The sequence below is a fragment of the Streptomyces sp. NPDC007346 genome (assembly GCF_040703535.1).
GTDB lineage: Bacteria > Actinomycetota > Actinomycetes > Streptomycetales > Streptomycetaceae > Streptomyces.
Genome location: NZ_JBEYKR010000085.1, coordinates 1 through 23,083 on the forward strand (window position 1 = coordinate 1; position 23,083 = coordinate 23,083).

The window sequence follows — 23,083 nt, forward strand, 5'->3', positions numbered from 1 at the left end:
GGCCGCCCCCCCCCCCCGCCCCTGCACCGGGGGTACCGGGGGGGGGCGGCGGGCGGGGGGCCCGGCCCCCCACGCCCGTCCCGTGGCGCGTCGGGCGCCCGGCGCGCCTCAGCCCCCCAGCGCCCGCGACACCGTGTGGATCGCCAGGCCCGCCAGCGCGCCGACCACCGTGCCGTTGATGCGGATGAACTGGAGGTCGCGGCCGATGTGCGCCTCGATCTTCTTCGACGTCTGGTCCGCGTCCCAGCCCGCCACCGTCTCGCTGATCAGCGAGACGATCTCGGCCTGGTACGTCGTGACCACGTAGACCGCCGCGTCCTCCAGCCAGCCGTCCAGCTTGGCCTGGAGCCGCTCGTCGCTCGCCAGCTTGGCGCCCAGCGACATCAGCGACGCGCGCGCCCGCAGCCGCAGTTCGCTGCGCTCGTCCTCGGCCGCCGCGAGGATCATCGTACGGACGGAGGACCAGGCCGACGCGATGACGTCCTGCACCTCACCGCGGCCCAGGATCTCCGACTTCAGCCGCTCCACCCGGGCCCGGGTGTCGGAGTCGCTCTGGAGGTCGGCCGCGAAGTCGGTGAGGAAGGTGTCGATGGAGGCGCGCGCCGGGTGGCCCGGCATGTCCCGCATCTCCGTGACGAACCGCAGCAGCTCCTTGTAGACCCGCTCGCCCACCCGCTTGTCCACGAAGCGCGGTGTCCAGCCCGGCGCCCCGCCCTGCACCGCGTCCATCACCGAGTCGCCGTGCTCCACCAGCCAGTCGTGCGCCCGTACGCAGACGAGGTCGACGACCTTGCGGTGGCCGCCGTCGTCCACCACCCGCTCCAGCATCTTGCCGAGACCCGGGCCGACCTCCACCGCGTTGGCCCGCCGGGTGATGGCCTCGCCGACGACCGCCTGGACGTCGGAGTCCCGCAGCACCGTGAGCGCGCCGCGCAGCGCGGTCGCCAACTCGGCGGTGACCCGGTCGGCGTTGGCCGGCTCCGCGAGCCACGCGCCGACCCTCCGGCCGACCCCCAGCGCGTGGATCCGGTCACGGATGACGTCCCCGGAGAGGAAGTTGTCGCCGACGAAGGAACCGAGGGACTGTCCCAGCTGGTCCTTCTTGGTGGGAATGATGGCGGTGTGGGGGATGGGCAGGCCGAGCGGGCGCCGGAAGAGCGCCGTGACGGCGAACCAGTCCGCCAGCGCGCCCACCATCCCCGCCTCGGCAGCCGCCGCGACGTAGCCCGGCCAGCCCGTCACACCTGAGTGTTCCGCCCAGGTGGCCAGGACGTAGATCAGCGCGACGAGCAGAAGGAGGCCGGTCGCCGTGAGCTTCATACGCCGGACGCCGCGCTGTTTCTCCTCGTCGGCGGCGGTGTACGCGAACGAGGCCAGCGGGCCCGCGCCGAGCGGGACGCCGTGGTCGGTGGCGGTGGCGGAGCCGGTCGCTGTGCCGGTGCCGGTGCCGGTGTCGGTCGCCGTGGCGGTGTCGGTCGCCGTGGCGGTTTCCGTTCCGGCCCCGGTCGCGGTCCCGGTGCCGCCCGCCGTTCCGGTGCCGCCGTCCTCCGTGCCCGCCGTCCCCTCCGTACGAGCCGTATCCGCCGGCCCTTCCGTACGAGCCGTCCCCTCCACGCCCGCCGTTCCCTCCGCGAGCTCCTTCCGGGTGGCCCCGGCCCGCGTCCCGGACCCGGTCCCCCCGGAGTCCGGGTCCTCCCCCGGCTGCTGCACCGCGTCCTGCTCTCCGGAACCGGACCGTTCCATGCGCTCCACCCGTTCCACCCGCTCCAGCCATCGGCGTACGCCTTGCCCCCGCGACGTACGCATTGTCCCTGCTTCCCCTACTCCCGGGCCGCGCGTCGAGTTCCCGCGGCCTGCCGCATCATGGGACCGGCACGATCATCACAAGGAGAATCACCGCACATGCCCAGGCGCCAGGGGTACGCCCTGCTCATCGCCCTACTGGCGGGCACCGCCGTACTCGCCGCAGCCACCGTGCTCGGCACCTCGCTGTTCTCCGGCCCCCGGCCGGCCCCGCTCCCGTCGGCCGAGGCGCACGCGGCGGCCCGCAACCCCGTCGTCCCCGCCGTTCCCGTCGCCCCCGCCGACGCCGGCGGGAACTGGGTCGCCACGTGGACCGCGGCACCCGTCGGCGCGGAGCCGAACACCGACAACGGCTTCCCCGGAAGCACCATCCGTAACATCGTGCACACCAGCGTCGGCGGGGACGCCGCCCGCATCACGCTCTCCAACCTCTTCGGGACCGTGCCCCTCCTCATCGACCGGGCCACCGTCAACTCCCGCCCGGTGACCTTCGACGGGGCCCCCGCCGTCACCATCGCGGCGGGCGGACAGGCCGTCAGCGACCCGGTCGTCGTGCCCGTCGCGCCCGGCTCCGACCTCCGGGTCAGCTTCCGCACCCCGCGGCCGGGCGGCCCGGTCACCCACCACCCCAACAGCCACCAGACGTCCTACCTGGTCGACGGCCGCGGTATCCGGTCCACCACCACGTGGCGCTATCTGACCGCCGTGGACGTCCGCGACGAGGGCGCACCCGGCACCGTCGTCGTCATCGGGGACTCGCTCACCGCGGGCAGCGGCTCCACCACCGACGCCAACACCCGTTGGACCGACGTCCTCGCGGACCGGCTGGGCGGGCGGTACGGAGTCGCCAACGCGGGCATCGCCGGCAACCGGCTCCTCATCCAGGGCTCGGCGGGCCAGGCCGGGCTCGACCGGTTCGAGCGCGACGTGCTCTCGGTCGCCGGGGCCCGCACTGTGATCGTGGCCCTCGGCATCAACGACGTCCAGCAGGCCCCGCAGGAGCCCGACGCCGGGCGCATCGTGGCCGGCCTGCGCACCCTCACCGACCAGGCGCGGGCCCGCGGTCTCACGGTCGTCGGCGCGACCCTGACCCCGTTCGAGGGGTTCCGCACCTGGACGCCCGAGCGCAACGCCGTACGGCTGGCGGTCAACGAGCAGATCCGGGCGGGGTCCGTCTTCGACGCGTACGTCGACTTCGACGAGGCCGTACGCGACCCGTACGCGCCGGACCGACTCCGCGCGGCGTACGACTCCGGCGACCGCCTGCACGTCAACGACGCCGGTTACCGGGCGCTCGGCGAGCGGGTCGACCTGACGTGGGTGGAGCGGCCGCCCCGCACGCCGGCGTCCGACAGACTGTGAGGTGACGTACGGGTGGCGTACAGGGCCGCTCACCTACGGGGGTGACGTACAGGCCGCTCACGTACAGGAGTGATACGGGGCGACGCACACGGCTCACGTCCAGGAGAGCCGCAGCTCAGCTCAGCTCCTTGCGGCCGCCGCCCTCCAGACCCTTCCCGTCCCCCTTCTCCGGGCCCTCCAGTCCCTGCCGCCGGCGGATCGCCCGCTCGGCCTCCTCGGCCTCCTTCAGGCGGCGGCGCTCCGCCTTCGTCCGCTTGCGCTCCACGCCGACGCCGCCCATCAGGGCCAGCCCCGTGATCGTGACGCGCGGGGCGTCCGGCGCGGGCTCCCCGTCCTCGTTCGGGCCCTCGCCGAAGCCGCCCATGATGCCGACGCCCTTGACGTCCACGTTCAGCTCCGGCGGGGCCGTCACATGCAGGCCGCCCATGACCGCGAAGCAGCGGATGACGACCTCGCGGTCCTCGAAGTTCGCCTCGCGCAGGTCGATCTCCCCGCCGCCCCACATCGCGAACGCGGTGAACTTCCGGCCCACCGTCCAGCGGCCCCTCCGGTTGAAGCCGCCCCAGAGGGCGAAGCCGCCCTTGGAGGTGGCGGTTCCACCGATCCGCGCGGGCCAGTTCGCGGCGGAACCCCGCTGCGGGGCGGGCGCGGAGGAGCCCACCGGGGCCACCGCCGTGCCGGGTGCCGGAAGGTCCCGGACAAGCGGCTCCAGCTCCCCGTGCGTACGGGCCGTGTAGGCCGTTTCGAGGCGCTGCTCGAACTCGTCCATCTCCAGCCGGCCCTCGGCCACCGCCTCTCTCAGCAACTCGGCGATCCGCTCGCGTTCAGCATCGGAGGCACGCATGTCCGGACGTTCACTTGTCATACCGCGCACCCTATTGAACGGACCCGTTCCCGGCACAGACGTGCAGGCCCAGGGCGTGTGCGCGTCGGCTCACCCGGAACCGCTCAGGGCGCCGCCTCGTACATCCTCGCGATCACGGCCTCGATGTCCGGCTCCCGCACCGACAGGTCCATCAGCGGGTACTCCGCCGCGATCCGCGCCACCAGCGGGGCGGCCGACGCCGCCGCGGGGAAGGCCAGCCACTGGCGCGGGCCCTCCACCCTGACCGCCCGCAGGCCCGGCCCCGACGCGTCGGACTCCAGCTCGATCGGCGGGAGTTCGCTCTCCAGGTCCACCACCAGCATCCGTTCGCTCTCCCCCACCTCGTGGAGGCCGGCGAGCGAACCGTCGTACATCAGGCGGCCGTGGTCGATCACCATCACCCGCCGGCACAGCTGCTCGATGTCGGTCAGGTCGTGCGTCGTCAGCAGGACCGTGGTCCCCCGGTCCGCGTTCAACTCCTTGAGGAACTGGCGCACTTTGGCCTTCGAGATCACATCGAGCCCGATCGTCGGCTCGTCCAGGTAGAGCACCTCGGGATCGTGCAGCAGGGCCGCCGCGATGTCGCCCCGCATCCGCTGGCCGAGGGAGAGCTGCCGTACGGGCACCTCCAACAGCTCGCCCAGATCGAGGAGTTCGACGCAGCGGTCCAGGTTCTCCCGGTAACGGCGGTCCGGGATGCGGTACATGCGGTGCATCAGCCGGTACGAGTCGCGCAGCGGCAGGTCCCACCACAGCGTCGTCCGCTGGCCGAAGACCACGCCGATGCGGTGCGCCAGGCGCGTACGCTCCCGGGACGGGTCGATGCCCGCCACGCGCAGCCGGCCGCCGCTGGGGGTGAGGATGCCCGTCAGCATCTTGATCGTGGTCGACTTGCCGGCGCCGTTCGGGCCGATGTAGCCGACCATCTCGCCGCGCGCGACCCGGAAGCTGATGCCGTCGACCGCCCGCACCTCGCGGCGCTCCCGGCGCAGCAGGCCGGCCCGGCGGCGGACCTGGAAGACCTTCTCGACGCCGTCGAGGGTGATGAAGCCGTCGTCGCCCGCCGCCGCGCCCGCCTCCGTACCCGCCGCCGCGCCCACCTCCGTGCCCGTCCCCACGCCCACACCCCTGCCGTCGCCCATGTCCGTGCCCTCCGTCGTCATCCCGCTCAACTGCCCGTACTCCGGTACGCCCGCAGCGCCGCCCGCCACGCGAGCCCCGCCAGCGCCCCGCACCCCACGGCCACCACAGGCGGCAGGAACGCCACCCACTGCGGCAGGTCCAGCGGGTACTCCCGGTCCAGCACGTACAGCGCGGGCAGCCAGCTCACGAAGGCCAGCGGGACCACGAACGTCACCCCGCGCACCAGGTCCTTCGCGAAGATCGTCGGCGGGTACTGGAGCAGCGTCGCCCCGCCGTACGTGAAGGCGCTCTGCACCTGCGAGGCGTCCTGGGCGACGAACTGGAAGGCCGCGCCGCCCACGAAGACCGCCCCGAAGATCGCCGCCCCGCTCACCACCATCACCGGCAGCATCAGCACCTTCAGCGGCGTCCACGCGATGTCCAGGGTGGTCAGCGCGTAGCCGAGCACCAGCAGCCCCTGGATGATCCGCCCGACGCGGCGCAGCGCGAACCGGTCCGCCGCCACCTGCGCCAGCACCGGCACCGGCCGCACCAGCAGCGTGTCCAGCGTCCCGTCGCGCACCCGCCGCCCCAGCCGCTCCATCGACCCGAGCAGCAGGTCGGTGAGGCCGAACGCGGTCGCCGAGATCCCGTACAGCAGGGCGATCTCCGGGAGCGAGTAGCCGCCCAGCGCGTCGACGTGCGTGAACATCAGCAGGATCGTGATGAAGTCGAAGGCCGTCACGGCGAGGTTCCCGAACGTCGTCATGACGAACGAGGCCCGGTACGCCATCGTCGAGCGCACCCACATCGCCACGATCAGCCCGTACGCGCGCACGCCCTCCAGCAGCCGGGGCCGCTCCTCGAACGCGAAGCCACCCGGCTCCGGGGCCCGCTGCCCGCCGGTCCGCACCGCCACCGTCTCAGCCACCCTGCACCACCACCCTCCTCGTCGCCGCGGTCTGGAGCAGCCGCCCCGCCAGCAGCAGCACCACCGCCCAGCCGCCCTGGAACGCGTACACCTCCACCAGCCCCCACCCCGTGTGCTTGCCGAGGAACACATCGGCCGGGATCTGGAGCAGCGAGGACCACGGCAGCATCCGGGCCACCTCGCCCAGCAGCCCCGGGAAGAGGTTCAGCGGCAGCAGCATCCCGGAGAAGAACAGCCCCAGCAGCCAGGCGATCTGCGCCGCGCCCGCCCCGTCCAGCAGCCAGAACGCGGACAGCGCCACCAGGTAGCGCAGGGCGAAGCTGACGACGATGCCCAGCAGTACGGAGAGGAGGAACGCCGGCCAGGTCCACGGCGAGCCGGGGAGTGCCAGGTCGAAGGCGAGCGCCCCCACGAGCATCGGTACGACCCCGCGCCCCAGCAGCTGGAACGCCGCCCGGCCCACGTCCCCCGCCAGCCACCACAGCTGGAGGTCGGCGGGACGGTACAGGTCCACGGCGATGTCCCCCGTACGGATCCGCTCCATCAGCTCGTCCTCGAAGCCGCCGCCCATCATGGCGCAGGCCGCCAGCAGGGCCTGCCCGATCCAGACGTACGTCAGCGCCTGCGACATGTCGTACCCGCCGAGCTGGGGGCGCTCGTCCCACAGGGCGATGTAGGTGTACGCCAGGATGAAGCCGAAGACGGTGTTGGTGAACACCCCCGCGGCCGTCGCCGTCCGGTAGGTGGTGTAGCGCCGGAACCCGCCCGCCGCCACCACTGCGTACAGCCGCACGCCGTCCCCTCTCCCCCGCTGTCACCGTCGCCGGGCCCGCTCCCCGGCTCCAGGCACCAAAGCGCCCGACCTTAGTGCACGGGCAAAGACCCCCGCGACCGCTTTTCAGGGGGTGGGGAACGGGAGAACGGGGGAGATCGGAGGATGATAGGAGGGTTTCCCGGCGAAACGGGCACTATGGGAGCACCGACCGCACCCGAGGAGCCCCCACCGACATGAGCGACGAGCAACCGAACTGGACCCCTCGGGACCCCTCCACGGCCTCCGCGAGCCCCGGGGACGACGAGGGCGCGCAGGGAGCGCAGGGAGCACAGGAGGAGGCGACCGGGAAGAAGGGACGCACGAAACGCCCCAAGCGGACCGGTTGGCGCCGCCTCGTCCCGACCTGGCGCATGGTCCTGGGGACCACCCTGGGGGCCGTACTCCTGCTCATCGGCGGGTTCTTCGCGGGCTACCACCTCGTCGACATCCCGGCCGCCAACGCCGCCGCCGAGGCGCAGTCCAACGTCTACCTCTACAAGGACGGCACCGTCCTGGCCCGCGACGGCGAGGTGAACCGGGAGAAGGTCAAGCTCTCCCAGGTGCCGTCCACCGTCCAGCAGGCCGTGCTCGCCGCCGAGGACCGCGACTTCTACGACCAGCCCGCCGTCGACGTGCGGGCCATGTTCCGGGCCGGCTGGAACACCGCGACGGGCAAGGGCAAGCAGGGCGGCTCCACCATCACCCAGCAGTACGTCAAGAACTACTACCTCGGCCAGGAGCGGACCGTCGTCCGCAAGGCCAAGGAGTTCTTCATCGCGATCAAGCTCAACCGCGAGCAGAGCAAGGACCAGATCTTCGAGGGCTACCTCAACACCAGCTACTTCGGGCGCAACGCCTACGGCATCCAGGCCGCCGCCCAGGCGTACTACGGCAAGAACGTCGAGGACCTCACCACCGCCGAAGGCGCGTACCTCGCCTCCCTGCTGAACGCCCCCAGCGCCTACGACGTCGTCGCCCACCCCGACAGCAAGCCCGCCGCCCTCAGCCGCTGGAACTACGTCCTGGACGGCATGGTCAAGGAGGACTGGCTCGACTCCGGCGAACGGTCCACCACCGAGTTCCCCGTCCCCGCCGAGGCCAAGCCCTCCACCAGCCTCTCCGGCCAGCGCGGCTACCTGGTGCAGGCCGTCGAGGACTACCTCGCCGACAACGGGATCATCGACAAGGAGACCCTCGCCACCGGCGGCCACCGCATCACCACCACCCTCGACAAGAAGAAGCAGGACGCCCTCGTCGCGGCGGTCGAGGACAACGTGATGAAGAAGCGGAGCGACGACCGCGAGGCCGACACGAACGTACGCGCCGGCGGCGCCTCCATCGTCCCGGGGACCGGCGAGGTCGTCGCGATGTACGGCGGGCTCGACTACACCCAGCAGTACGTCAACAACGCCACCCGCCGCGACTACCAGGTCGGCTCCACCTTCAAGCCGTTCGTGTTCACCTCCGCCGTCGCCAACGACTCCACCACGCAGGACGGCCGGCGCATCACCCCCGAGACGTACTACGACGGCACCAACAAACGGACCGTCCAGGGCCCCCAGGGCTCCACCGGGTACGACCCCGCCAACGAGGACGACGTCGACTACGGGCAGATCACCGTCCGCACCGCCACCGACAAGTCCGTCAACGCCGTCTACGCGCAGATGGCCCAGGACGTCGGCCCCGAGAAAGTCAAGGAGACCGCGGTCGCCCTCGGCATCCCCGAGGACACCCCCGACCTCACCGCCTCCCCCTCCATCGCGCTCGGCCCCGCCACCGCCAGCGTCCTGGACCTCACCGAGGCGTACGCGACCCTCGCCGACCACGGCCGGCACGGCCCGTACACCCTCGTCGACAAGGTCACCAAGGACGGCACCGAGATCGAGCTGCCCGACCGGAAGACCGAACAGGCCATCACCCGCGAGGCCGCCGACACCACCACCGCCCTCCTCCGCTCGGTCGTCGAGGGCGGCACCGGCTCCGCCGCCCAGGCCGCCGGCCGCCCCGCCGTCGGCAAGACGGGCACCGCCGAGGAGGACAAGGCCGCCTGGTTCGCGGGGTACACCCCCGACCTCGCGACCGTCGTCGCCGTGATGGGCCAGGACCCCGAATCCGGCACCCAGACCCCGCTGTACGGAGCCCTCGGCCTGGACCGCGTCAACGGCGGCGGCGTCCCCGCCGAGACCTGGGCCGCCTACACGGAAGCGGCCCTGCGCTCCTCCCCGGCCAAGGAGTTCGACCTCGAAACGGCCCCCGGCTCCGACGAACCCCAGGAGCCGGGCGACGAGGAGGCCGCGACGACCGGACCGGCCACCCCGGACACCTCCCCCACCAGCACCTCCCCCAGCACCCCGGCCGACACCACCGCCCCCTCGGCCACCACACCCGCGGCCACCACACCCGCCCCGCCGGGCGGCGACACCGGAAACGGAACCGACGGCGGTACGGAGGGCGGGACGGGCGGCACGGACGGCGGAGCCACCGGAGGCGACGGCGGAACGGGGAACGGCCCGGGGAGCGAGGGCGGCGCCAACGGGGACGAGGGCGCCGGCGGCACGGGGGCCCTCGGCGGCACCTTCATCGAAGGAGTCCGCGGCGCCCGCCACCCGGGCGAGTGACCCCGATCCCCGCCCTGGTCCTTCCCGTACGGGGTTCGTACGGTTTCGTACAGGTTCGTACGGGAAGGACTCGGCGCTCGTACGTCGTACGGGGCCGTACGGCATCGCACCTCGGCGTACGAGGGCGTACAGGGTCGTACGGGAGACCTCAGTGCCCGGAGGTCGTCTTCAGCCCCACCACCGCGACCAGCAGCAGACAGACGAAGAAGATCCGGGCCGCGGTCACCGGCTCGTTCAGCACGACCATGCCCAGGACCGCCGCACCGGCCGCGCCGATGCCGACCCACACGCCGTACGCCGTACCGATCGGCAGCGTCTTCGCCGCGTGCGACAGCAGCACCATGCTCGACACGATCCCGAGACCGGTGAACACGCTCGGCCACAGCCGGGTGAACCCCTCGGTGTACTTCATCCCGATCGCCCAGCCCACTTCGAGCAGACCGGCGACGACCAGCAGAACCCAGGCCATGACAGAACCTCCGACGACAACACACGGACACGCGGGTACGCGAGCACGCGAACGGACACGGGTGCGTCGTCTTTGCCTGCCCGGTACGGCGCGTCTCGTCGGGGTGATTCCACCGTAGCAAGGAATGGCAGGAGGGCTCGGTGACCATGGTCACCAAGCCCTCGCGTACTCCTTCAAAGGCCTTCTAGAGGTACAGCCCGGTCGAGTCCACCGAACCCTCGAACCGGTCCGCCGCCACCGCGTGCAGGTCCCGCTCGCGCATCAGCACGTACGCCACCCCCCGCACCTCGACCTCGGCACGGTCCTCGGGGTCGTACAGCACACGGTCCCCCGGCTCCACCGTCCGCACGTTCTGACCGACCGCGACGACCACGGCCCAGGCGAGCCGCCGGCCCACCGCCGCCGTCGCCGGGATCAGGATGCCGCCACCGGAGCGCCGCTCGCCCTCGGCGGTGTCGTTCCGCACCAGGACGCGGTCGTGCAGCATGCGGATGGGCAGCTTGTCATCGTCGTGGGCGCCGGCGCGGGTGATGTCGGGGGTGGTGCCGCGGGCCTTGCCCTGGGTGTTCTCGCTCACGCCCGCAACCTACCGTCCCCGCACCGGCACACACGCCGGAGGGGGCCGTGCGCCGATCGGGGCGAAGCGGTCACGCGCGGCGGCGCCTGGCGGTGGCGAGCAGCCCCACCACACCCACCACCAGCAGCGCGGCGGGAATCACCCGCTCCAGCCGCGGCGAGCCGTCCTCCGCGACGAACTGCGCCTTCACCTGTGACACCGAGCGATTCACCGCGACGAACGCCCGGCCGGCCGTGCGGTCCACGTTCGCGGCCACCTTCGCCTTCGCATCGCCGATGATCGTCTGCGGGTGTACCCGCACCCCGATCTCGTCGAGCACCACAGCGAGCTGCTCGCGCCTGCTGATGATGTCCGCCTCGATCTGCGCAGGGGTCCTGGCATCCGACACTGCGCCGCCTCCGTGGTCGTGTCTCCGGTAAACCTTCATCGACAGTCTGTCAGCTCGAACCCCCGCACACCCGGCGGCACCCCTATTACGCTCGGTCCCGTCCGACCCGCGCACCACCCGAGGAGAACCACATGAGCGAGCGACTCAAGCCCGGCGACCCCGCCCCCGCCTTCACCCTTCCCGACGCCGACGGCAACGAGGTCTCGCTCGCGGACCACAAGGGCCGCAAGGTCATCGTCTACTTCTACCCGGCTGCTCTTACCCCCGGTTGCACCAAGCAGGCCTGCGACTTCACGGACAACCTCGACCTGCTCGCGGGCGCCGGCTACGACGTCATCGGCGTCTCCCCCGACAAGCCGGAGAAGCTCGCGAAATTCCGCGAGCAGGAGAACCTCAAGGTCACCCTGGTCGGCGACCCGTCCAAGGAGACCCTGGAGGCGTACGGCGCCTTCGGCGAGAAGAAGCTCTACGGCAAAGTGGTGACGGGCGTCATCCGCTCCACCGTCGTCGTCGACGAGGACGGCAAGGTCGAGCACGCCTTCTACAACGTCAAGGCGACCGGCCACGTGGCCAAGATCATCAGGGACCTGGGGATCTGACCGCACCCCCGGCCACGCACCGCCCCGGATGGGCCATCCGGGGCGGGCGAACCGAACGCCCTCCCCCGCGGCACGGGGCCCGGGTCACGACGGGAACGGGTATCACCCCCCGGAACGCCCCCGAGCCCCTCCACGACCGTCCACGGCCCGTGCCGGGCCGCGCCCGGCCCTCGCCTCCGCCCCGGAACCGCGCCGGGACCGTGTGAGGGACGTCGCATCCGGCCGTGAAGTCGGTTTGCGACCGCCACCACCGCGCAGAAGCCTTTCCTGGAACACCCTCCGAGGAAAGGACCCGGCCATGGCGGCCCCCGACCCCACCCAGGCGGCCGACCCCGAAGCGGTCAAACGCCACCCCACGCTCTTCCGGGCCGCCCGCAAGCGCAAGAACCCCAGGCTGCGCCGTACGGACATCACCATCACGGACGACGCCGCGGTGAAGCGCGCGGTGAAGGCGGCCTCGCTGGGTAACGCCATGGAGTGGTTCGACTTCGGTATCTACTCCTACCTGGCCGTGACCATCGGACATGTGTTCTTCCCGTCCGGGAACGAGACGACACAGCTCCTCTCCTCCTTCGCGACCTTCGCCGTGGCCTTCCTCGTACGGCCGCTCGGCGGCATGCTCTTCGGCCCTATGGGTGACAAGATCGGCCGCAAGAAGGTGCTCGCGCTGACGATGATCCTGATGGCGATCGGCACGTTCGCCATCGGCCTGATCCCCTCGCACCAGACGATCGGCGTCTGGGCCGCCGTCCTGCTGATCTTCTTCCGGATGCTCCAGGGCTTCTCCACGGGCGGTGAGTACGGCGGCGCGTCCACGTTCATCGCCGAGTACGCCCCCGACAAGCGCCGCGGCTTCTTCGGCAGCTTCCTGGAGTTCGGGACGCTGGCGGGGTACGTCGCCGCGGCCGGGCTCGTCACGACCCTGTACGCCCTGCTGGACACCGCCCAGATGGAGGCCTGGGGGTGGAGGATCCCGTTCCTCGTCGCGGGCCCGCTGGGGCTGGTCGGCCTCTACCTGCGACTGCGCCTGGACGAGACCCCGGCCTTCCAGAAGCTGGAGGGCGGCATCGCCCACGCGAGCGAGGCGGCGGACGGCGTCGAGACCACGGCCAAGGGGGACCTCGCCAAGATCTTCCGGCAGCACTGGCGGACGCTGATCCTCTGCATCTGCCTGGTGGGCGCGTACAACATCACCGACTACATGCTGCTGTCGTACATGCCGACGTACCTCTCCGACGAGCTCGGCTACAGCGAGACGCACGGGCTGCTGATCCTGCTCGGCGTGATGGTGTTCCTGATGACGATCATCAGCCGGATCGGCAAGCTCTCCGACCGCTTCGGCCGCAAGCCACTGCTGATGACCGGCATGCTGGGCTTCCTCGTCCTCTCCCTCCCGGCGTTCCTCCTCATCCGGGTGGACGGCATCCTCCCCATCACGGTCGGCATGCTGATGCTCGGCCTCTCGCTGGTCTGCATGCTCGGCACGATGTCCGCGGCCCTGCCGGCCCTGTTCCCGACGCACGTGCGCTACGGGTCCCTGTCGGTCGGCTACAACCTCTCCGCGTCGATCTTCGGCGGTACGACCCCGCTGGTGATCACGGCCCTGATCAGCTGGACGGGCTCCAACCTGATGCCCGCGTACTACGCGATGGCGGCGGCCCTGGTGGGCGTGATCGCGGTCGCCTGCATGAAGGAGACCGCCCAGCAGCCCCTGATCGGCTCCCCGCCGTCGGTGGAGACGGACGAGGAGGCGGCGGAACTGGTCCAGGCACAGTCGCCGGACCCGAAGTTCTGAGGCCCTGAAGATCTCGCTCATATTTCGCCGCACTCCCTTCGCGGAAGCAGTAGGCTTGCTGTCGTTCTGCGCCCGCACGCCAACTGGTTTGAGCGGCGATCTTTAGGTGGTCGTGTCTGTCGGTTCGAATCCGACCGGGCGCACGCACCCCGGTGCTGCCCGGCCCCTCCCGAGGGGCCGGGCAGCACTGCGTCAGCCCACCAACTCCCGCACCACCGGCACCAGCGCCCGGAACGCCTTGCCGCGGTGGCTGATCGCGTTCTTCTCCGCCGGGGTCAGCTCCGCGCATGTGCGGGTCTCGCCCTCCGGCTGGAGGATCGGGTCGTAGCCGAAGCCGTAGCCGCCGGACGGGGCGTGGCGCAGGGTGCCGTTCAGACGGCCCTCGACGACGCGTTCGGTGCCGTCGGGGAGGGCCAGGGCGGCGGCGCAGGCGAAGGAGGCCCCGCGGTGTTCGTCGGCGATGTCGCCGAGCTGGGCCAGGAGCAGGTCGAGGTTGGCCCTGTCGTCGCCGTGGGTGCCGGACCAGCGGGCCGAGAAGATGCCGGGGGCGCCGCCGAGGACGTCGACGCAGAGGCCCGAGTCGTCGGCGACGGCGGGGAGGCCGGTGGCCTGGGCCAGGGCGTGGGCCTTGAGGAGCGCGTTCTCGGCGAAGGTGACGCCGGTCTCCTTGACGTCGGGGATGTCCGGGTACGCGTCCGCGCCGACGAGGTCGAGGTCGAGCCCCGCGTCGGCGAGGATGGCGTGGAGTTCGGTGATTTTCCCGGCGTTGCGGGTGGCGAGGATCAGGCGCTTCATGGGGCGATTATCGCCGGGGCGGGCGGGCCGGTGGGCCCGCGCCCCGGCCGGTCGCGCCGCCGCCCCGCCCGTACCGGCTCCGCTGCCGCCTGCCCCCGTGCCGGTCCCGCCCCCCCCCTGCGGCGTGCCCTACGGCGCGCAGACCTTGCCGATCTCCGTCGCCGCGTCCGTCACCGGGCTGATGTCGGGGGTGGCGTCGCCGCTCTCGATGGATGCGCGCACGTTGGTGACGCCCGCCTTGAGACCGTCGATGGCCTTGGAGAGGTCGGCGTTGCCGGTGGTCTCGCCGAGGTTCTTGAGCTCGCGGTCGATGTCGTCCAGGGCCTCGGACGCCTGGGTGATGTCACCGGAGGCGCTGGAGACGGCCCGTTGGAGGTTGCCGACGCTGGTGGCTATGGCGTCGGCGGTGCGGACGCAGTCGAGCGCCTTGTCGAGTCCGGCGCAGCCCACGGCCGTGGTGAGCGTCAGCAGGGTGGCGGCGGTGGCGAGTGCGAGGCGTTGGTGGCGGCGCGAGGCCATGGTGCGGTCCCTCCCCGGGGATCGGTACGCGGACGGGCGCACGGTTCGACCCGTGCGCCCGTGCCCGTAACGACGCTGTGGCGTGCTTACTTGGTTGCTTCTTTACCCGGGGAAGGCGGGTCGCTACGCGTTCTGCGTGGCGGCGAGTGCGTCGCGCTGGAGTGCGGCGAGGTCGACGCAGCCCGCGGTGGCCAGGTCGAGGAGCGAGCCGAGCTCCTTGCGGTCGAACGGGGCGCCCTCGGCGGTCCCTTGGACCTCGACGAAGCGGCCGTCGCCGGTGCAGACGACGTTCATGTCGGTCTCGGCGCGGACGTCCTCCTCGTAGCAGAGGTCGAGCAGCGGGGTGCCGTCGACGATGCCGACGCTGATGGCGGCGACGGTGTCGGTGAGGGGCTTGCGGCCGGCCTTGACGATCTTCTTGCCCTGGGCCCAGGCGACGGCGTCGGCGAGGGCGACGTACGCGCCGGTGATGGCGGCGGTGCGGGTGCCGCCGTCGGCCTGGAGGACGTCGCAGTCCAGGACGATGGTGTTCTCGCCGAGGGCCTTGTAGTCGATGACCGCGCGCAGGGAGCGGCCGATCAGGCGGCTGATCTCGTGGGTGCGTCCGCCGATCTTGCCGCGTACGGCTTCGCGGTCGCCGCGGGTGTTGGTGGAGCGGGGCAGCATGGAGTATTCGGCGGTGACCCAGCCTTCGCCGCTGCCCTTGCGCCAGCGCGGGACGCCTTCGGTGACGGAGGCGGTGCAGAAGACTTTGGTGTCGCCGAAGGAGATGAGGACTGAGCCTTCGGCGTGCTTGCTCCAGCCGCGTTCGATGGTGACGGGGCGGAGCTGTTCGGGGGTGCGGCCGTCGATGCGAGACATGGGCCCGACCTTATCCGCTGGCGGGGTGGCTCCGTTCGGGTGCGGTGGGGCCGGACGGCCCGAGGTCGTGGGGCCGGGGGCGGTGGGGCCGGGGGAGGTGGGGCCGCCCGGCCCCGGGACCGGGCGGCCCGGGATCAGGTCTTCCGGGGCCAGGCCCTCCGGGTACGGCACAGGCCCCGCCACCGGTGAGGTGCGAGGCCTGCGGGGTGCGGGCGCCCCCAGGGGCGTCCGCGGTGTCCGGCGGGGTGTCAGCCGGTCACATCATGTCCTCGATGTCGGCGGCGATGGGGTCGGCGTCGGTGCCGATGACGACCTGGATCGCGGTGCCCATCTTGACGACGCCGTGGGCGCCGGCGGCCTTCAGGGCGGCTTCGTCGACCTTGCTGGCGTCGTGGACCTCGGTGCGGAGGCGGGTGATGCAGCCTTCGATCTCGTCGATGTTCTCGATGCCGCCGAGCCCGGCGACGATCTTCTCAGCCTTGGTGGCCATGCCTTCTCCCTGGTGTTCGCGTGCAGACGGGCCGCCCGCTGCGGGTCCGTTTCGTCACGGTAACGCACGGTTGGCCCAACTTCGCGGGCGGGTAACCGGACTATCACCAAAGATAACGATCACCGGTGCCCTGACTTCGGGGCGGGCCCCGGACCGTGACGCAACTGGTCTACACCAGTTTCCAACGACCGCCAAACGAGGCTTGTTCCGGAAGGATGCCGATGAGTTCGAGCGCCGCTGCGGCACCGCAGCCAAAATGGTGGAACGGGCCGGTGCAGGGATTGCAGAAGGTCGGCCGCAGTCTCCAGCTCCCGGTGGCCGTCCTTCCCGCGGCGGGCCTGCTCGTCAGCCTCGGGAACCTGTTCGACTCCTATCTGCACGGCGCCTTCTGGGACAAGACCTCCGCGGTCCTGCTCAACGGCGGTACGGCGATCCTCGACGGCCAGCTCGGCCTGCCGCTCCTCTTCTGCATCGGCGTGGCCATCGGCTTCGCGAAGAAGGCGGACGGCTCCACCGCGCTGGCGGCCGTGGTCGGCTTCCTGGTCTACCGGGGCGTCCTCACCGCGTTCCCCATGGACAACACCGTGACCGAGGAGCTGCCCGCCGGTGAGCCGCAGAACCCCGGGGTCCTCGGCGGCATCCTGATCGGCCTGCTGACCGCCGTGGTCTGGCAGCGGTTCCACCGGACCAAGCTGGTGGACTGGCTCGGCTTCTTCAACGGCCGGCGCCTGGTGCCCATCCTGATGGCGTTCCTCTGCGTGATCCTGGGCGTGCTGTTCGGGCTGCTGTGGCAGCCGGTGGGTGACGGGCTGACCTGGTTCTCCAAGCAGCTGATCGACCTCGGCTCGTGGGGGGCGGCGATCTTCGGCTTCGCGAACCGGCTGTTGATCCCGATCGGGATGCACCAGTTCCTGAACACGTTCTTCTGGTTCCAGGCGGGCGAGTTCACCGGGGCGGACGGCGCGACCGTCCAGGGCGACATCTCCCGGTTCTTCGCCGAGGACCCGTCGGCCGGACAGTTCACCTCCGGCTTCTTCCCGATCATGATGTTCGGCCTGCCCGCCGCGGCCCTGGCCATCACCCACACCGCCCGGCCCGAGCGCCGCAAGGAGGTGGGCGGTCTGATGGTGTCGGTGGCGCTGACGTCGTTCGTCACGGGTGTGACCGAGCCGATCGAGTTCTCGTTCATGTTCGTCGCGCCGCTGCTGTACGGCGTGCACGCGGTGCTCACCGGGGCCTCGATGGGCATCACCTGGCTGCTGGGGGTGCATGCCGGGTTCAGCTTCTCGGCCGGGTTGATCGACTACGTCGTCAACTGGCATCTCGATACGAAACCGTGGCTGATCATCCCGATCGGCGCGTGCTTCGCGGTGATCTACTACGTGGTCTTCCGCTTCGCGATCACCAGGTTCGACCTCAAGACCCCGGGCCGGGAGCCGCCGGAGGTCGAGAAGGAGATCGAGAAGGACCTCACGAAGTAGCAGGGCAGCGGAGCTTCGGCCCCGCTCGCGCAAGGCCCTCGGACCGCCCGGTCCGGGGGCCTTTCGCGTGTCACCGAACGTGCCGGGTCTGCTACCGCGAATCAGCAGGTAATTGCAGGTTCCTTATCTAACCCTCACCGTGCTAAAACTGGTCTACACCACTGAGTGGTCCAGACCACGGCTGTCTGCCGCGTCTGTCGAGTCGCCGCCTCCCCGCATCAACGACCTGGGCGGCACCGTGCCCCATGGAGGATCTGATGACCACGGCTGAGACCGCACCCGCGGCCGAGAAGAAGAAGGGCGCCGGCGTGATGGCCGTCATGCAGCGCATCGGCCGCAGCCTCATGCTGCCGGTCGCTGTGCTGCCGGCCGCCGCGCTCCTGGTCCGCCTCGGCAACGACGACATGCTGGGCCGCGACTCGTTCCCGACCTTCATCACGAAGCTCGCGAGCTACATGGCCGCGGGCGGTGGCGCCATTCTCGACAACATGCCGCTGCTGTTCGCCGTCGGTATCGCCATCGGCTTCGCGAAGAAGTCGGACGGCTCGACGGCCCTGGCCGCCGTCACCGGCTACCTGGTCTTCCAGAAGGTGCTCGCCACCTTCACGGACAGCAACCTGCCGCAGGTCGCCGGCGTGGCCGACGGCAAGATCGTGATGAGCGACGCCCCCGTCAACGCCGGTGTTCTCGGCGGTGTCGTGATGGGCATAGTCGTGGCCCTGCTGTACCAGCGCTTCTACCGGACCAAGCTGCCCGACTGGGCCGGCTTCTTCAGCGGCCGCCGCCTGGTCCCGATCCTCTCCGCCTTCGCGGGTCTGCTCATCGGTATCGTCTTCGGTCTGATCTGGCCGGTGCTCGGCTCCGGTCTGCACAACCTCGGTGAGTGGCTCGTCGGCTCCGGCGCCGTCGGCGCGGGCATCTTCGGTGTCGCCAACCGTGCGCTGATCCCGGTCGGCATGCACCACCTGCTGAACTCCTTCCCGTGGTTCCAGGCGGGCGAGTACAACGGCGCCCACGGTGACATCGCCCGCTTCCTGGCCGGTGACCCGAACGCCGGACAGTTCATGACCGGCTTCTTCCCGATCATGATGTTCGCCCTCCCGGCGGCCTGCCTCGCGATCGTCCACTGCGCCCGCCCCGAGCGCCGCAAGGTCGTCGGCGGCATGATGTTCTCCCTCGCGCTGACCTCGTTCGTCACCGGTGTGACCGAGCCCATCGAGTTCACGTTCATGTTCATCGCCCCGGTGCTGTACGCGATCCACGCGGTGCTGACCGGTGTGTCGATGGCCCTGACCTGGGCGCTCGGCATGAAGGACGGCTTCGGCTTCTCCGCCGGTCTGGTCGACTTCCTGCTGAACCTCGGCATCGCGTCGAAGCCCTGGCTGCTGGTCCTGGTCGGCCTCGGCTTCGCGGCGATCTACTACGTGGTCTTCCGCTTCGCGATCACCAAGTTCAACCTCCCGACCCCGGGCCGGGAGTCGGACGAGGAGCTCGCCGAGCTGCAGAAGGCCGAGGCGAAGTAGCCTCCGCCGCACCCGTCGCACGCCGAAGCCCCCGCACCCCGTTCTTCGGGGAGGCGGGGGCTTTCGCCGTACGCGCCGGCCGGGGTCAGACCTCGTAGACCGCCCCGGGCGCGGCCAGGTCCACCGGCCCCGGGTAGGCCGTCCGCGCGTCCGCGAGGTTGCGGTCCGCGTCGGTCCACGGCGGGATGTGGGTGAGGACGAGCCGGCGGGCGCCCGCGCGGGCGGCGGCCTCGCCGGCCTCCCGGCCGTTGAGGTGCAGGTCGGGGATGTCTTCCTTGCCGTCGACGAACGACGCCTCGCACAGGAACAGGTCCGCGTCCCGGGCCAGCTCCTCCAGGGCGTCGCAGCTCCCGGTGTCGCCGGAGTAGGCGAGGGTGGAGCCGCCGTGCTCGATCCGGATGCCGAAGGTGTCGACGGGGTGGCGGAGCTTCTCCGTACGGACGGAGAACGGGCCGATCTCGAAGGAGCCCGCCTTGAGCGTGTGGAAGTCGAAGACCTCGCTCATCGCCCGGTCGGAGGGGGTGTCTCCGTGGGCGGCGGTCAGGCGTTGCTCGGTGCCCTCGGGTCCGTAGACCGGAAGGGGGACGGGGCGGGCGCCGTCGTGGCGGTAGTAGCGCACGACGAAGTACGCGCACATGTCGATGCAGTGGTCGGAGTGGAGGTGGCTGAGGAAGATCGCGTCGAGGTCGTAGAGACCGACGTGGCGCTGCAGCTCGCCCAGGGCGCCGTTGCCCATGTCGAGGAGCAGCCGGAAGCCGTCGGCCTCTACGAGGTAGCTCGAGCATGCCGAACCCGGGGACGGGAACGAGCCGGAGCAGCCGACGACGGTGAGCTTCATGGAGCGTGAACCTCCGAGGCGTGGGACGGGGAGGGTTCGTGCGGGAGGGGTCGTGCAATTCCTGCCGGAACGTTTTGCGGTTTGTCGAGCGTAAGGCGCAAAACTCCGCGTCGCTCCTCTGCCGCCTGCCGTTGTGGGGGAACTCACCTGCTCTGTCACCGGTTCGATGGAAGCGCGCCCACGGCGGCGGCCGGGCGCGGCGTGAGGGCCGGGCCGGGCGGTCGGGGGAGGCCGGGTCGCCCGCCGGCGCCGGTACGGTCGGGGGATGGACACGTTCTGGTGGGTGGCGCTGGTCGCCGTGGTTCTGCTGGCTCTCGTCGCCGCGGTGGTGGACGGGCGGGGGCGCTCGGACCGGGGGCCCCGCTCGCGGCGGCCCCGGCAGCCGGAGGCGTCGACCCGGCCGCCGTCACGGCCGTCGGGCCCGGCGGGGCGCGGGGACGGGCGGACGCCGCGGGCGGGCGAGGTGTGGTGGGCCGATGTGCCGTACGAGGACGGGCCCGGGTCCAAGGACCGGCCGTGCCTGGTGCTCTCCGTACGGGGGCGGGGCCGGGGGCGCACGGCGCTCGTCGCCAAGATCACCAGCAAGCACCACGAGGAGCGGCCGGGGGTGATCGCGCTGCCCGCGGGGACGGTGGGGGATCAGCGGGGGCGGCAGAGTTTCCTGGAGACGGATGAGCTGCGGGAGGTGCGGTTGGCCGGGTTCCGGCGCCGGGTGGGGACCGTGGACCCGGAGCTGTGGGAGCGGGTACGGGGGCTGGGGGCGGGGTGACCCTTCGCAGTGGTGCGGGCGGGGTGAGGAGCGGGGCCCCTGGCTTTCGGGGCTCCGCCCCGGGCCCCGGGCCCCGCTCCTCAAGCGCCGAAGGGGCCGGTGGCGTTCACGCCCAGAGCTGGCCCTGTAGCGTCTCGATCGCCGCTTCTGTCGTCTCGGCCGTGTAGACGCCGGTCGACAGGTACTTCCAGCCGCCGTCCGCGACCACGAAGACGATGTCCGCGCTCTCCCCGGCCTTGACCGCCTTGTGGCCCACGCCGATCGCCGCGTGGAGCGCGGCGCCGGTGGAGACGCCCGCGAAGATGCCCTCCTGCTGGAGGAGTTCACGGGTGCGGGTGACCGCGTCGGCCGAGCCCACGGAGAAGCGGGTGGTGAGGACCGAGGCGTCGTACAGCTCGGGGACGAAGCCCTCGTCGAGGTTGCGCAGGCCGTAGACCAGGTCGTCGTAGCGCGGTTCGGCGGCGACGATCTGGATGCCGGGCCGGTTCTCGCGGAGGTAGCGGCCGACGCCCATGAGGGTGCCGGTGGTGCCCAGGCCCGCCACGAAGTGCGTGATGGACGGGAGGTCGGTGAGGATCTCCGGGCCGGTGGTGGCGTAGTGGGCGCCCGCGTTGTCCGGGTTGCCGTACTGGTAGAGCATCACCCAGTCCGGGTGCTCGGCGCTGAGTTCCTTGGCGACGCGGACGGCGGTGTTGGAGCCGCCCGCTGCCGGAGAGGAGATGATCTCGGCGCCCCACATGGCGAGCAGGTCGCGCCGTTCCTGCGAGGTGTTCTCCGGCATGACGCAGACGATGCGGTAGCCCTTGAGCTTGGCCGCCATGGCGAGCGAGATGCCGGTGTTGCCGCTGGTGGGCTCCAGGATGGTGCAGCCGGGTGTCAGCCGGCCGTCCTTCTCGGCCTGTTCGACCATGTGGAGCGCGGGGCGGTCCTTGATCGAGCCGGTGGGGTTGCGGTCCTCCAGCTTGGCCCAGATGCGGACGTCCTCGGACGGGGACAGCCGCGGGAGGCGGACGAGGGGGGTGTTCCCCACGGCCGCCAGCGGGGAGTCGTACCTCATCAGCGCATGCCGCCGGCGACGGCCGGGAGGATGGTGACGTTGTCGCCGTCGCTGAGCTTGGTGGAGATGCCGTCGAGGAAGCGGACGTCCTCGTCGTTGAGGTAGACGTTGACGAAGCGGCGGAGCTGTTCGCCGTCGACGATGCGCTCACGGATGCCGGTGTGGCGGCTCTCCAGGTCGGCGAAGAGGTCGGCGAGGGTCTCCCCGTTGCCTTCGACGGCCTTGGCGCCGTCGGTGTAGGTGCGGAGGATGGTCGGGATGCGGACCTCGATGGCCATGGCGTGGGCTCCTGTCGAAAGCGGGGAGGTGGCGTGGGGCGCGCGTTTCTTCCCCCGCGCAGGGGGTGTGGTGGGTGGTGCGTGTGCGTGGGGCTCGCGCGGACCGTGGCTCAGGCCGTGCGGCTCACGGGCAGGCCGCGGGCGGGGGACAGATCGCGCTCTTGAGCCTGCACAGGTCGACGTGCAGCCGCGCGACGAGCAGCGTGCCCGGCGTCCTGTTGCTCACGTCATGGGGAACCATGCGGGCATCGTATCGATTCCCGGTCGGAAAACCCGAGTGCGATCCCACATCGTGGATGGTGAGCGACCGCTATGTGGACAGGGCGGGGCGGCCGGGCCCTTCCGGGAGGTAGACGACCGTGGGGGCGCCCGTCTTCGGGTGGGTGCTGACCTCGGCGGCGACGCCGTACACCTCGCCCAGCAGCTCGGCCGTGAGCACCTCTTCGGGGGTGCCGGAGGCGACGACGCGGCCGTCCTTGAGGACGTAGACGCGGTCGCAGTAGTACGCGGCGAGGTTGAGGTCGTGCAGGGCGAGGAGGTTGGTGGTGCCCAGCTCGCGGACCAGGGAGAGGATCTCCAGCTGGTAGCGGATGTCCAGGTGGTTGGTCGGCTCGTCCAGGACGACGAGCGAGGGCTGCTGGACCAGGGCGCGGGCGACCAGGGCGCGCTGGCGTTCGCCGCCGGAGAGGGAGGCGAACGAACGGGGTCCGAGTGCGGCGATCCCCACCCGTTCCAGGGCGTCGGCGACCAGCGCGGTGTCGGCGGCGTTGTCCGCCTCCCAGAACCGTTTGTGCGGGGCGCGGCCCATCGCGACGACCTGGCCGACGGTGAGCTCGAACCCGGCGTGGCCGTCCTGCGGGACGGTGGCGATGCGCTGGGCGCGGGCCTTCACGGGGAGGGTGGCGAGGTCGTCGCCGTCCAGGAGGACCCGGCCGTGGGTGGGGCGCAGGGTGCCGTAGACGCAGCGCAGGAGGGTGGTCTTGCCGCTGCCGTTGGGGCCGACCAGGCCGACCGTCTCGCCGTCGGCGGCGGTGAGGTCGACGGAGTCGACGAGGTGGCGGCCCTCGCCGGTGCCGTACGAGAGTGCCTCGGTGCGCAGGGTGGTCACGGGTGGGCTCCCTCGGGAAGT

24 protein-coding genes, 1 tRNA gene and 1 riboswitch are annotated in these 23,083 nt (G+C 71.4%); of the genes, 8 read left to right on the plus strand and 17 right to left on the minus strand.

The window, feature by feature from the left end:
- Nucleotides 1-108 precede the first annotated feature (108 nt).
- Nucleotides 109-1,806 (minus strand): DUF445 domain-containing protein, encoded by a 1,698-nt coding sequence (locus AB0917_RS21620; RefSeq protein ID WP_366821243.1) that lies wholly within the window; start codon nt 1,804-1,806, stop codon nt 109-111.
- A 96-nt stretch (nt 1,807-1,902) separates the two neighbouring features.
- Here AB0917_RS21620 and AB0917_RS21625 point away from each other — a divergent pair, with 96 nt between their 5' ends.
- Nucleotides 1,903-3,165, plus strand: coding sequence for an SGNH/GDSL hydrolase family protein (locus AB0917_RS21625; RefSeq protein WP_366821244.1), 1,263 nt, complete (start codon nt 1,903-1,905; stop codon nt 3,163-3,165).
- A gap of 115 nt (nt 3,166-3,280) precedes the next feature.
- On the opposite strand, the gene AB0917_RS21630 is transcribed toward AB0917_RS21625, so the two are convergent.
- The 4 genes from AB0917_RS21630 to AB0917_RS21645 all read right to left on the minus strand — a co-directional run bounded on the left by AB0917_RS21630 (nt 3,281) and on the right by AB0917_RS21645 (nt 6,876).
- The gene (locus tag AB0917_RS21630; protein WP_366821268.1) at nt 3,281-4,009 is read right to left on the minus strand and encodes a DUF1707 domain-containing protein; all 729 of its coding nucleotides are present in this window, start codon (nt 4,007-4,009) and stop codon (nt 3,281-3,283) included.
- A gap of 104 nt (nt 4,010-4,113) precedes the next feature.
- Nucleotides 4,114-5,241 (minus strand): ATP-binding cassette domain-containing protein, encoded by a 1,128-nt coding sequence (locus AB0917_RS21635; RefSeq protein ID WP_366821245.1) that lies wholly within the window; start codon nt 5,239-5,241, stop codon nt 4,114-4,116.
- Nucleotides 5,199-6,083, minus strand: coding sequence for an ABC transporter permease (locus AB0917_RS21640; protein WP_366821246.1), 885 nt, complete (start codon nt 6,081-6,083; stop codon nt 5,199-5,201). The genes AB0917_RS21635 and AB0917_RS21640 overlap by 43 nt, the downstream gene beginning before the upstream one ends.
- A complete protein-coding gene (locus AB0917_RS21645) occupies nt 6,076-6,876 on the minus strand; it encodes an ABC-2 family transporter protein (protein ID WP_366821247.1) in 801 nt (266 codons plus the stop codon). The genes AB0917_RS21640 and AB0917_RS21645 overlap by 8 nt, the downstream gene beginning before the upstream one ends.
- Nucleotides 6,877-7,091: 215 nt before the next feature.
- Between AB0917_RS21645 and AB0917_RS21650 the strand changes: the two genes are divergently transcribed.
- Entirely contained in the window at nt 7,092-9,515 is a 2,424-nt protein-coding gene (locus tag AB0917_RS21650) for a transglycosylase domain-containing protein (RefSeq protein WP_366821248.1), read from the plus strand.
- Nucleotides 9,516-9,663: 148 nt separating this feature from the next.
- On the opposite strand, the gene AB0917_RS21655 is transcribed toward AB0917_RS21650, so the two are convergent.
- The 3 genes from AB0917_RS21655 to AB0917_RS21665 all read right to left on the minus strand — a co-directional run bounded on the left by AB0917_RS21655 (nt 9,664) and on the right by AB0917_RS21665 (nt 10,949).
- Nucleotides 9,664-9,984 carry a multidrug efflux SMR transporter gene (locus tag AB0917_RS21655; protein WP_366821249.1) on the minus strand — a complete coding sequence of 107 codons (321 nt, stop codon included), beginning with the start codon at nt 9,982-9,984 and terminating at the stop codon, nt 9,664-9,666.
- A gap of 60 nt (nt 9,985-10,044) precedes the next feature.
- Nucleotides 10,045-10,115, minus strand: a riboswitch (guanidine-III (ykkC-III) riboswitch).
- A 53-nt stretch (nt 10,116-10,168) separates the two neighbouring features.
- The gene (locus AB0917_RS21660; protein ID WP_043974418.1) at nt 10,169-10,471 is read right to left on the minus strand and encodes a co-chaperone GroES; all 303 of its coding nucleotides are present in this window, start codon (nt 10,469-10,471) and stop codon (nt 10,169-10,171) included.
- Nucleotides 10,472-10,631: 160 nt separating this feature from the next.
- Entirely contained in the window at nt 10,632-10,949 is a 318-nt protein-coding gene (locus tag AB0917_RS21665; RefSeq protein WP_366821250.1) for a DUF3618 domain-containing protein, read from the minus strand.
- Nucleotides 10,950-11,080: 131 nt separating this feature from the next.
- Between AB0917_RS21665 and bcp the strand changes: the two genes are divergently transcribed.
- From bcp to AB0917_RS21680, 3 genes are all read left to right on the plus strand, one after another.
- The gene (gene bcp, locus AB0917_RS21670) at nt 11,081-11,548 is read left to right on the plus strand and encodes a thioredoxin-dependent thiol peroxidase (protein WP_015608808.1); all 468 of its coding nucleotides are present in this window, start codon (nt 11,081-11,083) and stop codon (nt 11,546-11,548) included.
- A 298-nt stretch (nt 11,549-11,846) separates the two neighbouring features.
- Entirely contained in the window at nt 11,847-13,343 is a 1,497-nt protein-coding gene (gene proP, locus AB0917_RS21675) for a glycine betaine/L-proline transporter ProP (RefSeq protein ID WP_366821251.1), read from the plus strand.
- Between the two features lie 68 nt (nt 13,344-13,411).
- Nucleotides 13,412-13,486 (plus strand) — tRNA-Leu (locus AB0917_RS21680).
- 49 nt (nt 13,487-13,535) lie between these two features.
- Here the strand turns inward: AB0917_RS21680 and rdgB are convergent.
- From rdgB to AB0917_RS21700, 4 genes are all read right to left on the minus strand, one after another.
- Nucleotides 13,536-14,138: an RdgB/HAM1 family non-canonical purine NTP pyrophosphatase gene (gene rdgB / locus AB0917_RS21685; RefSeq protein WP_366821252.1), complete on the minus strand. Its 603-nt coding sequence runs from the start codon at nt 14,136-14,138 to the stop codon at nt 13,536-13,538.
- A 129-nt stretch (nt 14,139-14,267) separates the two neighbouring features.
- A complete protein-coding gene (locus tag AB0917_RS21690; RefSeq protein ID WP_366821253.1) occupies nt 14,268-14,657 on the minus strand; it encodes a hypothetical protein in 390 nt (129 codons plus the stop codon).
- Nucleotides 14,658-14,780: 123 nt separating this feature from the next.
- Nucleotides 14,781-15,518 (minus strand): ribonuclease PH, encoded by a 738-nt coding sequence (gene rph / locus AB0917_RS21695; RefSeq protein ID WP_366821254.1) that lies wholly within the window; start codon nt 15,516-15,518, stop codon nt 14,781-14,783.
- 256 nt (nt 15,519-15,774) lie between these two features.
- A complete protein-coding gene (locus AB0917_RS21700) occupies nt 15,775-16,008 on the minus strand; it encodes a glucose PTS transporter subunit EIIB (protein ID WP_015608814.1) in 234 nt (77 codons plus the stop codon).
- 221 nt (nt 16,009-16,229) lie between these two features.
- Here AB0917_RS21700 and AB0917_RS21705 point away from each other — a divergent pair, with 221 nt between their 5' ends.
- Nucleotides 16,230-17,489: a PTS transporter subunit EIIC gene (locus AB0917_RS21705; RefSeq protein ID WP_366821255.1), complete on the plus strand. Its 1,260-nt coding sequence runs from the start codon at nt 16,230-16,232 to the stop codon at nt 17,487-17,489.
- Nucleotides 17,490-17,746: 257 nt separating this feature from the next.
- Nucleotides 17,747-19,012, plus strand: a complete 1,266-nt coding sequence (locus AB0917_RS21710; protein ID WP_366821256.1) for a PTS transporter subunit EIIC — start codon at nt 17,747-17,749, stop codon at nt 19,010-19,012.
- Nucleotides 19,013-19,097: 85 nt separating this feature from the next.
- Here AB0917_RS21710 and AB0917_RS21715 read toward each other — a convergent pair whose 3' ends face one another.
- Nucleotides 19,098-19,850, minus strand: a complete 753-nt coding sequence (locus AB0917_RS21715) for an MBL fold metallo-hydrolase (protein WP_366821257.1) — start codon at nt 19,848-19,850, stop codon at nt 19,098-19,100.
- Nucleotides 19,851-20,115: 265 nt separating this feature from the next.
- Here AB0917_RS21715 and AB0917_RS21720 point away from each other — a divergent pair, with 265 nt between their 5' ends.
- On the plus strand, nt 20,116-20,619 hold the full coding sequence (locus AB0917_RS21720) for a type II toxin-antitoxin system PemK/MazF family toxin (RefSeq protein ID WP_366821258.1): 504 nt from the start codon (nt 20,116-20,118) through the stop codon (nt 20,617-20,619).
- A gap of 106 nt (nt 20,620-20,725) precedes the next feature.
- Here AB0917_RS21720 and AB0917_RS21725 read toward each other — a convergent pair whose 3' ends face one another.
- The 4 genes from AB0917_RS21725 to AB0917_RS21740 all read right to left on the minus strand — a co-directional run bounded on the left by AB0917_RS21725 (nt 20,726) and on the right by AB0917_RS21740 (nt 23,062).
- A complete protein-coding gene (locus AB0917_RS21725) occupies nt 20,726-21,676 on the minus strand; it encodes a cysteine synthase (protein WP_366821259.1) in 951 nt (316 codons plus the stop codon).
- The gene (locus AB0917_RS21730) at nt 21,676-21,954 is read right to left on the minus strand and encodes a MoaD/ThiS family protein (protein WP_366821260.1); all 279 of its coding nucleotides are present in this window, start codon (nt 21,952-21,954) and stop codon (nt 21,676-21,678) included. The genes AB0917_RS21725 and AB0917_RS21730 overlap by 1 nt, the downstream gene beginning before the upstream one ends.
- Nucleotides 21,955-22,078: 124 nt before the next feature.
- Nucleotides 22,079-22,195 (minus strand): putative leader peptide, encoded by a 117-nt coding sequence (locus AB0917_RS21735; protein ID WP_309544402.1) that lies wholly within the window; start codon nt 22,193-22,195, stop codon nt 22,079-22,081.
- A 69-nt stretch (nt 22,196-22,264) separates the two neighbouring features.
- Complete coding sequence (locus AB0917_RS21740; RefSeq protein ID WP_366821261.1) at nt 22,265-23,062, minus strand: ABC transporter ATP-binding protein; 798 nt, start codon at nt 23,060-23,062, stop codon at nt 22,265-22,267.
- Between the last annotated feature and the right edge of the window lie 21 nt (nt 23,063-23,083).

Bases quoted from the DNA above. Each gene is read 5' to 3' on its own strand.
- AB0917_RS21735 (WP_309544402.1), bottom strand. From the start codon at position 22,195: ATGGTTCCCCATGACGTGAGCAACAGGACGCCGGGCACGCTGCTCGTC.
- AB0917_RS21730 (WP_366821260.1), bottom strand. From the start codon at position 21,954: ATGGCCATCGAGGTCCGCATCCCGACCATCCTCCGCACCTACACCGAC.
- AB0917_RS21725 (WP_366821259.1), bottom strand. From the start codon at position 21,676: ATGAGGTACGACTCCCCGCTGGCGGCCGTGGGGAACACCCCCCTCGTC.
- AB0917_RS21710 (WP_366821256.1), top strand. From the start codon at position 17,747: ATGACCACGGCTGAGACCGCACCCGCGGCCGAGAAGAAGAAGGGCGCC.
- AB0917_RS21620 (WP_366821243.1), bottom strand. From the start codon at position 1,806: ATGCGTACGTCGCGGGGGCAAGGCGTACGCCGATGGCTGGAGCGGGTG.
- AB0917_RS21625 (WP_366821244.1), top strand. From the start codon at position 1,903: ATGCCCAGGCGCCAGGGGTACGCCCTGCTCATCGCCCTACTGGCGGGC.
- rph (WP_366821254.1), bottom strand. From the start codon at position 15,518: ATGTCTCGCATCGACGGCCGCACCCCCGAACAGCTCCGCCCCGTCACC.
- AB0917_RS21660 (WP_043974418.1), bottom strand. From the start codon at position 10,471: ATGCTGCACGACCGCGTCCTGGTGCGGAACGACACCGCCGAGGGCGAG.
- bcp (WP_015608808.1), top strand. From the start codon at position 11,081: ATGAGCGAGCGACTCAAGCCCGGCGACCCCGCCCCCGCCTTCACCCTT.
- proP (WP_366821251.1), top strand. From the start codon at position 11,847: ATGGCGGCCCCCGACCCCACCCAGGCGGCCGACCCCGAAGCGGTCAAA.
- AB0917_RS21630 (WP_366821268.1), bottom strand. From the start codon at position 4,009: ATGCGTGCCTCCGATGCTGAACGCGAGCGGATCGCCGAGTTGCTGAGA.
- AB0917_RS21650 (WP_366821248.1), top strand. From the start codon at position 7,092: ATGAGCGACGAGCAACCGAACTGGACCCCTCGGGACCCCTCCACGGCC.
- AB0917_RS21715 (WP_366821257.1), bottom strand. From the start codon at position 19,850: ATGAAGCTCACCGTCGTCGGCTGCTCCGGCTCGTTCCCGTCCCCGGGT.
- AB0917_RS21705 (WP_366821255.1), top strand. From the start codon at position 16,230: ATGAGTTCGAGCGCCGCTGCGGCACCGCAGCCAAAATGGTGGAACGGG.
- AB0917_RS21655 (WP_366821249.1), bottom strand. From the start codon at position 9,984: ATGGCCTGGGTTCTGCTGGTCGTCGCCGGTCTGCTCGAAGTGGGCTGG.
- AB0917_RS21690 (WP_366821253.1), bottom strand. From the start codon at position 14,657: ATGGCCTCGCGCCGCCACCAACGCCTCGCACTCGCCACCGCCGCCACC.
- AB0917_RS21700 (WP_015608814.1), bottom strand. From the start codon at position 16,008: ATGGCCACCAAGGCTGAGAAGATCGTCGCCGGGCTCGGCGGCATCGAG.
- rdgB (WP_366821252.1), bottom strand. From the start codon at position 14,138: ATGAAGCGCCTGATCCTCGCCACCCGCAACGCCGGGAAAATCACCGAA.
- AB0917_RS21720 (WP_366821258.1), top strand. From the start codon at position 20,116: ATGGACACGTTCTGGTGGGTGGCGCTGGTCGCCGTGGTTCTGCTGGCT.